Source organism: Halorubrum sp. SP9, assembly GCF_005435015.1.
GTDB classification, from domain to species: domain Archaea; phylum Halobacteriota; class Halobacteria; order Halobacteriales; family Haloferacaceae; genus Halorubrum; species Halorubrum sodomense.
The window spans coordinates 1-12,684 of sequence record NZ_SGXU01000028.1 but is presented as its reverse complement, the minus strand read 5'-3'; the positions used below and the strand labels follow the sequence as shown (position 1 = coordinate 12,684).

The 12,684-nt window shown below is 71.4% G+C and carries 9 protein-coding genes; 4 read left to right on the top strand and 5 right to left on the bottom strand.

Annotated elements, in window-relative coordinates; all coding sequences use genetic code 11:
- Positions 1 to 10 precede the first annotated feature (10 nt).
- The 3 genes from EXE45_RS13180 to EXE45_RS13170 all read left to right on the top strand — a co-directional run bounded on the left by EXE45_RS13180 (position 11) and on the right by EXE45_RS13170 (position 6,972).
- The gene (locus tag EXE45_RS13180) at positions 11 to 2,593 is read left to right on the top strand and encodes a PD-(D/E)XK nuclease family protein (RefSeq protein ID WP_137694598.1); all 2,583 of its coding nucleotides are present in this window, start codon (positions 11 to 13) and stop codon (positions 2,591 to 2,593) included.
- Complete coding sequence (locus EXE45_RS13175) at positions 2,590 to 5,481, top strand: exodeoxyribonuclease V subunit beta (protein ID WP_137694597.1); 2,892 nt, start codon at positions 2,590 to 2,592, stop codon at positions 5,479 to 5,481. Before EXE45_RS13180 ends, EXE45_RS13175 begins: the two co-directional genes overlap by 4 nt.
- A gap of 126 nt (positions 5,482 to 5,607) precedes the next feature.
- A complete protein-coding gene (locus EXE45_RS13170) occupies positions 5,608 to 6,972 on the top strand; it encodes an MFS transporter (RefSeq protein ID WP_137694596.1) in 1,365 nt (454 codons plus the stop codon).
- A gap of 27 nt (positions 6,973 to 6,999) precedes the next feature.
- Here the strand turns inward: EXE45_RS13170 and EXE45_RS13165 are convergent, their stop codons facing one another.
- Complete coding sequence (locus EXE45_RS13165; protein WP_137694595.1) at positions 7,000 to 8,109, bottom strand: radical SAM protein; 1,110 nt, start codon at positions 8,107 to 8,109, stop codon at positions 7,000 to 7,002.
- A gap of 90 nt (positions 8,110 to 8,199) precedes the next feature.
- Entirely contained in the window at positions 8,200 to 8,628 is a 429-nt protein-coding gene (locus tag EXE45_RS13160; RefSeq protein ID WP_092922083.1) for a DUF2249 domain-containing protein, read from the bottom strand.
- On the opposite strand from EXE45_RS13160, the gene EXE45_RS13155 reads away from it, so the two are divergent.
- Positions 8,627 to 9,367, top strand: a complete 741-nt coding sequence (locus tag EXE45_RS13155; protein WP_092922086.1) for a helix-turn-helix domain-containing protein — start codon at positions 8,627 to 8,629, stop codon at positions 9,365 to 9,367. The genes EXE45_RS13160 and EXE45_RS13155 overlap by 2 nt on opposite strands.
- 41 nt (positions 9,368 to 9,408) lie before the next feature.
- Here EXE45_RS13155 and EXE45_RS13150 read toward each other — a convergent pair whose 3' ends face one another.
- The 3 genes from EXE45_RS13150 to nosD are packed head-to-tail and all read right to left on the bottom strand — an operon-like array spanning position 9,409 to position 12,661.
- The gene (locus EXE45_RS13150; protein WP_092922089.1) at positions 9,409 to 10,401 is read right to left on the bottom strand and encodes an ABC transporter permease; all 993 of its coding nucleotides are present in this window, start codon (positions 10,399 to 10,401) and stop codon (positions 9,409 to 9,411) included.
- Positions 10,398 to 11,213: an ABC transporter ATP-binding protein gene (locus tag EXE45_RS13145; protein WP_137694594.1), complete on the bottom strand. Its 816-nt coding sequence runs from the start codon at positions 11,211 to 11,213 to the stop codon at positions 10,398 to 10,400. The genes EXE45_RS13150 and EXE45_RS13145 overlap by 4 nt, the downstream gene beginning before the upstream one ends.
- On the bottom strand, positions 11,210 to 12,661 hold the full coding sequence (nosD, locus tag EXE45_RS13140; RefSeq protein WP_241989484.1) for a nitrous oxide reductase family maturation protein NosD: 1,452 nt from the start codon (positions 12,659 to 12,661) through the stop codon (positions 11,210 to 11,212). The genes EXE45_RS13145 and nosD overlap by 4 nt, the downstream gene beginning before the upstream one ends.
- Positions 12,662 to 12,684 lie beyond the last annotated feature (23 nt).

The window sequence follows — 12,684 nt, the reverse complement described above, 5'->3', positions numbered from 1 at the left end:
CGCGGTAGTCGTGCCTATTCGGAGAGCGAAACCCGCGGAGACACTCTACGCGGAGGTCGCCGACCACGACCTCGTCGTGACTCCCGACGCCGCGCTGGCGAGCGCGATAAACCGCCGCCTCGACCGCCCCCACTTCGGAACGTTCGCGACCACGCCGCGCCGCCTCGCAGCCGGCCGGCGCGAACAGGCGGAGGACCGCCGCGCGTTCCTCGAGCTGGTCACCGAGACGGACCACGACTGGAAGGCGGTCGCGTACGCCGTCGGGAACGTCCTCCAGTGTTGGGAACACACGGGCCGCCTCGGCGCGATCTTGGAGTACGACGCCTACGTCGACGACGCGACCCGCGAGGTCGTGGAGGTGATGCGGAGCCTCCGCACGACGTCGAAGCGCCTCAGCGAGTACACGGTCGACGGGGATCGGTCCGTCGCCGTCGTCGGCCACGATCAGCTGACCGAACTGGAGCGGAGCGTCCTCCCGGAGGAGTTCGACCGCGTCGACCCCTTCACCGACGAGGCGTTCGACTACCCGCCCTTCCACGTCTTCGAGTCGGCGACCGACGTCGTCGCCGCGCTCCTCGACACGGTCTCGGCGCGCAACGCCGAGCACGTCGCCGTCGTCCTCGACGGCGGCGGGAAGTACTCCTCGCTCGTCGAGTCCGCGTTCGAGGCGGCGGACGTCCCCTTCTACGGCGGCCCGGGGTTCGCCGACGACCCGCACCACCGGGCGTTCGTCCGGCTCCTCCGGCTCTGTTTCCGGGGATCAGAGACGACCGTCGGCGACGCCGCCCCGGTCCTCTCGCAGCTGGGGATCGACGCGCCGATCGCCGACCGCGAGCGGCGCATAGAGGCGGTCGACGGACCGGGCGTGGCGTGGCTGCGCGCGTTCCGCGACGGCGTCGAGGACCGGACGTTCGCCGAGGCGCTCGACGCGTACGCGTCCGAGGCCGGCGTCGAACTGAGCCGGCTCGCCGAGGAGCTGCGGAGCCTAGGGCTCGCCGACGACCCCGTGACGGACGGCGCCGTCGACCGCCTCGCCTACTACCTCCAGACGTACGAGGTCCCGGTCGACAGGGACAACGAGGGCGTCCTCCTCGCCGACGCGAAGTCCTCCGCGTACGTCGACCGTCCCGTCGTCTTCCACCTCGGCATGGGCGAGGAGTGGACGCACTCGGCCCCCCAGCGGCCGTGGGTGGACGCCGAGGCGCAGTTCGACCGCTACGTCGGGAGCTTCCAGCGCCTGCTCCAGAGCGGCGACCGGCAGTACTACCTCGTCCAGGACGCGGCCGGCGGGGAGCCGATCACCCCCTGCCTGTATCTCGGCGACCTCCTCGACGAGGAGTTCGAGCGGTTCAGCGACCTCGACTCGGTCGAACACCGGCGGCGTCCGCGGTCGACGGGCGCGAGGTTCGAGCGCGAGTCGACGGGGGTCGACGCCGAGACCGTCGAGACGGTCAGCCAGTCGACGCTCAACAGCTACGTCAACAGCCCTCGAGACTACTGCTTCGGGCGGCTCCTCGAAACCCCCGACCGGGAGCGGTTCGTCGAGGGGACCCTCTTCCACGACTTCGCTGAGTTCTACGTGAACCACCCCGACGTCGTCGCGGCGGCCGACGCCGACGACCTCGTTGACGCCATGATCGCGGAAGCCGAGGCGTTCTTCTCGGCGGCCGACGAGCCGCTCCGCCGCCGGACGTACCGCATCGGTCTGGACCTGATAACGGAGTACCTCGACGAGGAGGGGCCGGCGTCCGACGACTTCCTCACGCCGGCGTCGGGGTGGGGGACCAACTTCTTCGCCGACTACTTCGACGAGCCCGTCGATTCCCCGCTCACCGAGCGCTGGTTCGAGGACGACGCCCTCGGCGTGAAGGGGAAGATCGACCTCGTGCGGTCGCCGACCGACCTGCTCGATTATAAGAGCGGGCGCAAGAAGCGACAGACGCAGGTCGTCAAGAGCGCGGCGCTCGACCCGCCGGCGGACGCGCCCGACTTCCAGGCCGCGCTGTACCTGACCTACTACCGGACGGTCCGTCCGGACGAGCGGCTGGAGTTCACGTTCTTCCACTTCCTCGAACCGATGGCCGACGCCGTCGCTGGCGACGTCGACCTCGACGACGCGCTCACGACCGTCACCTACCACCCGAACTCCTTCGACGAGTACGTCGGCTCCCGGGAGGCGTACGAGCGGCTGCTCGACGGGTACAACGACTGCCGAGAGACGTTCGAGGACCTCGGCTACGCCGCCTACTGGGAGATCGCGGCGTCGCTGACGTTCCCCGAGACGACGGACCGAGACGACCTGCGCGCCTCCGAGTTCGCGGCCGAGTTCACGGCCGCCGTCGACGCGGCGACGTCCGCGGAGGTCGACGCCGAGAAGGGCGCGGACCAGGCGGTCCGGGAGCTCAACGGGGTCCGCAAGCGGGCGTTCTTCCGCGAGGACCTGGACGCGTTCGAGTCGTTCGTCGACGAGCGCCTCGACGAGCTCAACGCCCGGCGGGCGGGCGAGGAGCGGTTCCCGGTCGACGGGCTCGCGGGCGAGCCGAACTACCGGCGCGTGGACAGCCGCGACCTGCTGTTAGAGGGCGACCGATGAGCGGGCCGACGCCGAACGACGCCCAGCGGGAGCTCATCGAGCGCACGGAGGGCTCGTACCTCGTCGACGCCGGCCCGGGCACGGGGAAGACGTTCGCGATCACCCGTCGCTACGGGACGATCGTCGACCGCCCCGACGTCGAACCGGCGGACGTACTCCTGGCGACGTTCACGCGGAGCGCAGCGACGGAGATGAAAGAGCGGATCGTCGACCACAGCGCGTACGGGCTGCGGGAGCTGGCCGACGCGCCCATCCGGACGTTCCACTCGCACTGCCACGAGATCCTTCGAGAACACGGGCACGCCGCCCCGACGCACCTCGGCCTCGACGAGCGGATCACGGGCTCGACGCGGATCGTCGAGGACGACCTGATCGAAGGCGAGCGGTTCCGCGAGTTCCTCGGCGGCTTCCGCGACGACCACCCGGAACACGCCGACTTCTATCGGGCGCTCTCCGCCCCCGGCGAGCTGCTCGACCTGATCGAGGAGCTCGCGTCGAAGGGGATCTTCCCGACGACGGACGGGTGGTACCGGGACGGCGAGTCCCACCTCGACGGGGAGTTCGAGGCGTTCGAAGCGCGGTTCGACGAGGCGAATCAACCCCGGAACGACGGCCGGAAACAGTCGAAGCTGCGCGAGGACCTGAGTCGGTTCGGTCGGGACAAGGCGTACCGCGCGGACGCGCCGTCGAAGTCGACGCTCCGGGGCGGCCGCGGGACGAAGCGGCTCGACGACGACGTGGCGCGGCAGGTCTTCTACGAGGAGCGCGACGGGCTCAAGGCGTTCGTCCACGACGTCTACGTCGAGTACCTGCGGTTCGCGCTGCGTCGCAACTACCTATCCTTCAGCTTCCTCCAGCTGTTCGCGTTCGTCCTCCTCTGCGAGGACGAGCGCGCCCGCGAGGCGGCGGCGTTCGAGTACGTCATGGTCGACGAGTTCCAGGACACGAGCGAGGTCCAGTTCAAGCTCGCGCTGCTGTTGTCCGGGACAGACAACTTCTGTGCGGTCGGCGACTGGAAGCAGAGCATCTACTCGTTCCAGTACGCGGACGTTGACAACATCTTGGAGTTCGAAGCGCGGCTGGAGCGGCTCGCCGCGGACCTCAACGACGACGCCGACCGAGTCCCGTTCGAGACGGCCGATCCGACCCGGATCGAACTGCGCGAGAACTACCGGTCGACGGAGTCGATCATCGACCTCTCCGAGCGGGCGATCGCGACGCCGGCGTCGAGCGGCGAGACGGTCGAGGCCCCCCTCGACGACGTCGTCGAACTCTCCGCGAACGCCGCCTTCGACAACACCGTCGTCGAGGGGATCCGCCACGAGGACGAACACGAGGCCGTCCTCTCGAAGGTCCAGGAGATAGTCGGTAACGACGACTACGCGGTCGAGGGCGAGGACGGCGAGCCGCGCCCGCCGGAGCACGGGGATATCGCGGTGTTCACGCGCACGCGGGACTACGGCCGAGAGCTGCTCGACATCGCCGCCGAGTACGAGTTCCCGATGGCGTACGACGGCGGGATCGAGCTGTTCCGGACCGATCCGGCGAAGCTGCTGCTCGCGTGGCTCCGGATCCTCGAATCGGACGCCGACCGCGGCTGGGCCGTGGTGCTCGAGCGGGTCGGGTACGCGTTCGACGAGATCGATCACGTGCTGGAGACGGAGTCGTACCCGACCGACACGGCGGAGTTCCGCGATTCGCTCCGCGAGTTGGAGTCGGTCGGCGCGGTGGCGCGCCGCGTCCTCGACCGGTACGGATTCACGGGCGACGTCGCGGACGTCCTCCTCCATGCGATCCAGTCGGTCCACGACTCGACGACGGTCACGCGCGGCGAGCTGATCCGGTTCATCGAGCGGGGCGTCGAGACCGGCAGCACGGTCGACGTCCGCGCGACCGCGGGCGACGACGCGGTGACCGTTCAAACGATTCACACGGCGAAGGGACTGGAGTATCCGATCGTCGTCATGGCGAACATGAACGAGGGGCGCTTCCCGCCGCGGACCGGCGGATCCAGCGTCATCGAGTACCGGGACCCGGTGGGACTCCGACAGCGGAAGCTGTACTCGGAGGAGGGCGCTCACCCGCACGTGTACGACAACTGGCGGCACGACGTCATCAGGCGCTGTCTGCCGCGCGAGTACGACGAGGAGCGCCGCCTGCTGTACGTCGCGGTGACGCGCGCGGAGAGCCACGTCGTGTTCGCGGCCGGTGAGGACCCGAACGCGTTCCTCGACGGGCTCCCGGTCGAGGTCGAAGCGATCGAGCCGCGCGTCGAGCCGGTCGACCGCGGCGACCCCGCCGACGCGGAGCTGCCGTTCGCGGTGACGGCGCCGGACGGGCCGGTCGGCCACACGCCGCACTCGCTGATGGACGAGACGGTGTTCGAGGCGGCCGGAGAGCGCCGGGAGGCCGGCCCAGATCACGAATCCGAACCGGAGACGCGGGGGACGGAGTTCGGCTCGCGCGTCCACGACTTCGCGGAGGCGTACGCGCTCGGCGACGACGTGACGCCGTCGAACGACCACGAGCGACGGGTCGTCGAGTTCGTCGACGGGCTGTCGGGCGAGCCCTACGTCGAGGAACCGGTCACGCTTCCGATCGAGGTCGACGACCGTCGGGTCACCGTCTCGGGGATCGCGGACCTCGTCCACGAGACGCCGGATCGGATCGAAGTCGTCGACTACAAGACGGACTCGACGCGGCGCGCCCAGTCGGAGTACGAAACGCAGCTCAGCGTCTACTACCACGTCCTCGACGAGTGGTTCGCGGGGAAGGAGGTCTCGACAAGTCTGTTCTACACGACGGACGGGACGCGCGAGCGGATCGAACCGCTCTCGCTCGAGGAGCTGCGCTCGCTCGTGCGAGCGACCGGGTCGGACGGTGACTGACCCCGACCGACGGAGGTGGATTTTTGCCGGCTCGAACCGGAGATCAGGTATGCTCGCTTCGCTCGGCCCGCCGACTCCGGTCGGGGCCGGCGACACAGACCGTCTCGAACCGCGGGGACGCGACGCGTGAGCGAAGACGCCCCCGCGACCGGCGCGACGTCGTCCGGAGCGCTGGACGCGTTCCGGCGGTTCTTCGCGTTGGAGCGGGACGTGCTCGTCCTGTCGGCCGCGATGTTCGCGTTCAGCCTGGGGTTCCAGATGACGAACCGGTTCCTCCCGGAGTACATGGTCGCGCTCGGCGCGTCGGGGTTCGTCGTCGGCCTGTTCGGCACGTTCGGCAACGTCATCTCGGCGCTGTACCCGTACCCGGGCGGCGCGGTCTCCGACCGGATCGGGTCGCGGTACGCGCTGACCGTCTTCGGACTGCTGTCGACCCTCGGCTTCGCCGTCTGGGTGGTCGCGCCGGGGATCGGTTCGGTCGCCGTCGCGGGCGTGACCGTCGAGCCGTGGGCGTGGATCTTCGTCGGCCTGACCCTCGCACAGGCGTGGAAGTCGTTCGGCCTCGGCGCGACGTTCGCGGTGGTCAAGCAGGCGACCGACCCCTCGCGGCTGGCCGCGGGGTTCGCCAGCACGGAGACGTTCCGGCGGACGGCGTTCCTCGTCGGCCCGGTGCTTGCCGCCGTCCTCATCGGCCTGCGTCCGGAGTTCACCGTCAGCTTCCGGTTCGTCCTCGGTGTCGCGGTGGTATTCGGCGTCCTCGGCACGCTCGTCCAGCACGTCCTCTACGACGCGAGCGGCGACAGTTTCGGCGACTCGTTCGCGGGGCTCGACCGGATTCGTCGGGACCTCCGCGAGATGCCCGAACCCCTCCGCCCGCTGCTCGTCGGCGACACGCTCGTGCGGTTCGCGAACGGGATGGTGTACGTGTTCTTCGTGCTGGTCGTCACCCGGTTCTTCGAGGTCGGGCTGGACGCGACCGTCGCGCTCGGGGGGTTCGCGTACGACGTGAGCCTCTCGTCGCAGGCGTTCTTCGGCTACCTCCTCGGCGTCGAGATGCTCGTCGCGTTGCTTATCATGGTCCCCGCGTCGAAGCTCGCGGAGCGGGTCGGGCTCAAGCCGGTCGTCGCGGTCGGCTTCGCCGTGTACGCCGTCTTCCCCGTCGTCCTGATCTACGCGCCGGCGCTGGCGGGCTCGGCGCTGCCGCTGTCCGCGGTGATGGTCGCCGTCTTCGCGTTCTCCGGCCTCCGGTTCGCGGGGCTGCCGTCGCACAAGGCGCTGATCGTCGGGCCGGCGGAGCGCGGCGCCGGCGGCCGCGTCACGGGGACGTACTACCTGCTCCGGAACACGATCGTGATCCCGAGCGCCGCGGTCGGCGGGTACCTGTGGGACTTCGTCAGCCCGGAGGTCGCGTTCACCGTCGCGGCCGTCATCGGCCTCGTCGGGACCGGCTACTTCCTCGCGTTCGGCCGGGAGTTCGAGGCGTACGCCTGAGTTCGAACGCGACCGTGCCGCTCGCACTCAGTCCGCCGGCTCGGGCGGGTCGCCGCCGTCGCCCGCGCCCCGCTGCCGCTCCGGGAGCGGCCCGTCGTACCCCTCGGGGACGTACGGGCACAGCGGGTCGCTGCCGGTCGGGTCGCCGGTGGCCGCGTACGCCCGGGACCGGCTCCCGCCGCAGACGTGCCGGTACTCGCAGGCGCCGCACTTCCCCGAGAAGCCGTCGGGGTCGCGGAGCGACTCGAAGAGGTCGGAGTCGCGGTAGACGTCGACGACCGACCGCTCGCGCACGTTCCCGGCCGACTCGGGGAGGAATCCGGACGGGTACACTTCGCCGGTGTGGCTCACGAACGCGAAGCCGCGCCCGGCCGTGATCCCGCCGCGGCGACCCGCGGCGCCGTCCGTCTCGCCGTCGCTCGCGCGTTCGATTCCGACGCGGCGGTAGAACGGCGCCTCCGTCGTCTTGACGCCGAACCGCTCCCCGTCGGACACCTCGTGGAGCCACGCCATCGCCTCCTCGGCGCGCTCGGGCGAGACGGGGTCGAGGACGCGGCCGCGACCCACCGGGACGAGGAAGAAGACGCTCCAGAGGACGGCGCCGAGCTCGCGGACGCGGTCGCGGACCGCGGGGAGGTCGTCGACCGTGTCCGCGCAGACGGTCGTGTTGACCTGAAGCGGGATTCCCGCGTCGCGGGCGGCGCGGGCGGCCGCGACGGTGTCCTCGAAGCTCTCCTCGCCGCGGAACGCGTCGTGGCGCTCGCGGGTCGAGCCGTCGAGGCTGAGCGCCATCCGCGCGATCCCGGCGTCCCCCAGCTCGCGGACGCGCTCGGGCGTGAGCGACCGCGTCCCGCTCGGCGTGATCGTCGTCCGGAGGCCGAGGTCGTCGCCGTGCGCGACCAGCTCCGTGAGGTCGTCGCGGGCGAGCGGGTCGCCCCCGGAGAGGACGACGAGCTGCCCCTCCCCGAACGCGGCGGCGTCCTCCAGCAGTCGCTTCCCCTCCGCGGTCGTCAGTTCGTCCGGGTGCCGCTCCGGGCGCGCGTCGGCCCGGCAGTGGCGACAGGCGAGCCCGCAGGCCTGCGTGACCTCCCAGACGAGGACCAGCGGCCGCCGGTCCGTGTCGAGGTCGTCGAACATCGCTCGCGTACCGATACGACCCCGAGCCGTTTGGGGTCGTTCCCGAACGTGTTCACCCGCCCTCTCGGTGCGCGGAGTCGTCAGGGTCGATCAGGGGTTCGACGCGCTCCCGGGCGACGGATCGGTCGCGCCGGGGTCGCCGGCCGGGGTCCCTTCGTCCGTCGACACACCGTCGCCGTCGTCGGCCGGCCAGACCGCCGTGACGACCGCGTCGGTCGCGTCGGTCTCGACCGCGGCGTAGGCGTAGCCGCGGTCCGCCAGCCGCGGGAAGAGGAACTGCGGCGTCCGGTCGTTGTACTGGACCAAGACGTCGCCGTCGCCGAGCGCCTCGACGCGTTCGAGCGTCTCGCGCAGCGGCTTCGGCGGCCCGAGGTTCCGCACGTCGAGGGAGACGGTCTCCCCGTCCGTCGGCGCGTCGGTCCGCTCGGTCACCGCCCGTTCGACCGCCGCCGGATCGCCGGGTTCTCGGCTCATATCCTGAGGGACGAACCTGATCCCCGGGTCGTTTGTGACGAACATGTTCCGACGGGCGCGGAGCCGAAGGTACTTCCACGCCGGCGCCGAACTCGCGCGCATGGCACAGGCACGCCTCCGCGTGACGATTCCCGACGGGCCGTGGGTCGGAGACGTCTCGCGGGAGTTCCCCGACGCGCGGTTCCAGGTGATGACTGCGACGCCCACCGACGGCGCCGGATTCGCGCTGGTCCGGATCACCGCGGACGAGACGGACCCGATCCTCGACGCGATCGACGACCACGAGACGATCACCCACTCGTCGGTGATGGCCGAGGACGACGGGATGGTCACCGTCCAGGTCGAGGCGCTCGTCCCGCTGCTTCAGGCCGTCGCCCAGCGGGCCGGAGTCCCCATCGAGATGCCGGTCGAGATCCGCGACGGGATCGCCCGCGTCGACGTCACGGGCGACCACGAGCGCGTCGCGAAGTTCGGCGACGCCCTCCGCGACGTCGGCGCGGAGTTCGAGGTCGAGTACGTCCAACAGCGCGTGAACCCGGGAGGGTCCCTCACCGAGCGCCAGCGCGAGGTCCTCTTCGAGGCGGTCGACCGCGGCTACTACGACGTCCCCCGCGAGTGTACGCTCACCGAGGTGGCCGAGCACGTCGGCATCGCCAAGTCGACCTGTAGCGAGGTGCTCCAACGCGTCGAGCGCACCGTCGTCCGCGAGTTCGTCGACGACCTCCCGCGCCGCCCGGTCGACTTCGAGTCGCCCGAGGACGACGGTATCGAGCGGATCCAGTAACGCGGTCGGAGTCGATCACCGTCGGACGCGACCGACCCCCCTCAGAGCCGACGGCGACGGACCAGCCTCGCGGCAACCGCGACGGGGACCACGCACCACGCGCCGAGCGCGGCCGCGAGGGAGACGGTCGAGAGGCCGCTGCCGGCGAGGACGGCCGTGAACCCGCCGCCGGCGGTGGTGCCGAGCCCGCTCAACACGAACACGCGGAACGCGCTCACCGGGTTCGACAGCACCAGCGCCGAGAGCGCGGCGTCCGACGGCTCGGCGGCCGCGACGATCCCGAGCGCGAGCAGGTCGTGGACCAGCACGAACCACACCCACGCGAGCAGCGCCGCGCCGAGCGCGTGGGTCTTCTCGCGGGCGACGGTCGACAGCAGCAGCGCGACCGCGAGGAACGCGGCCCCGACGGCGAGCGTCCCGCCGAGGAACCCGAGGAACGCGGAGAGCGAACCCGTCCCGAACTCGCGGACTATCAGGGCGCCGCTGAAGCCGAACCCGAGCAGCGTCGCGCCCGCCAGCACCGCCAGCCGGCCGAGGTACGTGCCGGCGACGACCTCGCTCCGGCGGACCGGCAGCGAGAACACGACCGCGAGCCACCCCTCGTCCTCGCGGCCGACGATCGCGTCGTAGCCGAGCGCGAGCGCCGCGAGCGGGACGAGGTAGGCCGCGAGGCTCGTCAGCGACGCGACGACGCGCTCGGCGCCCGCGGGCCCGACGGCGGAGCCGCTGAACGTCAGGACCGTCCCGCCGAAGACGACGAACAGCCCGGTCAGCGCGAGCGCCCACCGGCTCCGGACCGCCAGCCGGTACTCCGTGACGGCGACGACGAACACGTGTCGGAGCGCCTCGCGGGCGCCGCCGCTCGTCGCGGTCTCGGCCGCGTCGACGGTCGCCGTCGACTCCGACTCGGTCGCGTCGACCTCGCTCTCGCCGTCGAGCGCGCCGACCGCGGCCGTCGCGTCAGGGTGGCCGCCGTCGGGACGAGTCTCCGCTTCCCCCCGCTCCTCGGCGGACCGCTCGCACGGATCGCTCACGGCGCCACCTCCTCGGTGTCGGTCCGCGCGCCGCGCGCGGCGTCGTCTCCGATCGCCCGGCGGAACGCGGCCCGGAGATCGCCGCGACCGCGCCCGGAACGGGCAGCCGCTTCGCCGTCGCCCGTCTCGGGATCTCCCGCGTCCGCCCCGGCGGCGAGTTCGTCGACCGGGCCCGCCGCGCGCACCCGCCCGTCGTGGAGGACGGCCGCGCGGTCGCAGAGCCGCTCGACCTCGGGGAGGACGTGCGAGCAGAACACCACCGTCGCGTCGGTCTCCGCGGTGATATCCTCGACGATGGCGTGGAACTCGTCGACGCCGCGGGGGTCGAGCCCGGCCGTCGGCTCGTCGAGGACGAGCACGTCCGGATCCGGGAGCAGCACCGTCGCCAGCCCGAGCCGGCGCTGCATGCCGTTCGAGTAGCCCGAGACGCGGCGATCGGCCTCGTCCGCGGTCAGCCCGACGCGCTCGATCGCCTCGGCGATCCGCTCGTCCTTCGGGAGGCCGCGGATCGCCCGGTGTACCCCCAACGCCTCCCGGCCGGTGAGCCCGTCCGGGAAGCCGACGTGTTCGGGGAGGTAGCCGACGCGCCGGCGGACCCGTCGCCCGTCCTCGGTCACGTCGGTGCCGCCGACGCTCACCGTCCCGGCGTCCGGCCGGTCGTGACCGACGAGCAGCCGGAACAGCGTCGACTTGCCCGCGCCGTTGGTACCGATGATCCCGAACGTCGAGCCGCTCGGGACCGACAGCGAGAGCCCGTCGAGGGCGGTCACGTCCCCGTACGTCTTCCGCACGTCGGTCGCGTCGATTCTCATGGTGTGTCCTCCGTGTCCGCGGTTCGGTTCGCGGCGCGGGTCGCCTCGCCGCCGGTGTCGCTCCCGCTCGTTCCGGACCCGGTCGGCTCGTAGGCCCGCCAGTCGTGGTTCGGCTCGACGAGCGGGTGGCGGTCGACCACGCCGGGCGTCTCGATCACCGGGAAGGAGCTCTCGGCCATCCGCACCGCCTCGAACGCCGGGCTGTTCGCGAACGCCGCGGCCTGCGGGTGGTCGGCCACGAGGTTCTCGACGACGCCGATCGGTCGGTGTCGGATCTCGCTCACGCCGTCGCCGTCCCGGTCGACGACCCGCGCGCCGGACCAGTAGTTGCCGCGGTCGGTGCCGTTCCACTCGACGAGCGAGTTCCGCGCCGTCTTGGCGGCCCGGTCGTTGCGGACGAAGCTGTTGCCCGCCACCACCGCGTTGTTGCTCTCGGCGGCGCTGTGGATCCCGATCTCGTTGCGGTAGATCAGGTTGCCGACGAGCCGGTTCCCCTGCGCGTTGTAGAGGTACAGTCCGTTCCGGTTCGCGACGAGGTGGTTCCCGGCGATCGTCGAGTCCTCGATGTCCTTCGCCAAGATCCCGTGCCCGCTGGTGCCGTTGCTGCGCAGGGCGGTGTTGTTGCGAACGGTCAGGCCCTCGCTCACCATCAGCGCGTAGCCGACGCCGTTGTCGGCGGCGACGTTGTCGACGAGGCGGTTGTCGTCCGAGTACATGTAGTGGACGCCGTACCGGGTGTGGCGGATCGTGTTGCCCTCGGCGAGCACGTTCGTCGCCCACGAGAAGTAGATCCCGTCGCGGGTGTGGGCGATCTCGCTGTCGCGGATGACGGTCCCGTTCGTCTCGAACAGATGGATCCCGTTCCCGCGGTCGGTGACCGGGTACACGTCCCTCCGGCCGTCGATCCGCACGTTCTCGATGACGGCCCGGTCGGCGCTGTCGATCCAGATCCCGTACGCCGTGTCGGTGATCCGGACCGACTCGATCCGGGCGCGGTCGCCAGCGACGAAGACCCCGGCGTCCTCGGTGCCGAGGTCGCTGCCGGAGCCGCGGATCCACACGCCGGAGACGGTGACGTTGTCGCCGGCGACCGTGAGTACGCGCCCCTCGCCGCCGCCGTCGATCACCGCGCCGTCCTCGCCCGCGACGATCCGCAGGTCGTCGACGCTCGCGTTCACGCGCTCGTCGAACCGCCCGTCGAGGACGACCGTGTCGCCGGGCTCGGCGGCGTCGATCGCCGCCTGCGCGGAGGCGAACGACTCGCCGTCGACGGCGGCGGTCCCGTCGCGTTCGGGCGCGGTCACGCCGGTCGCGGCGAAGTCGGTCGCGACGGTGAGACCGGGCGCCCCGGACGCGGTCGTCGCGGCGGCCGCGGCACCCGCGTCCGCGGCGCCGTCTGCGAGATTTGCGAGTAGAGTGTCCTCGCTCTTGCAGGCTTCATTGGCCACTGCCCAGATACAACGACAGGTTC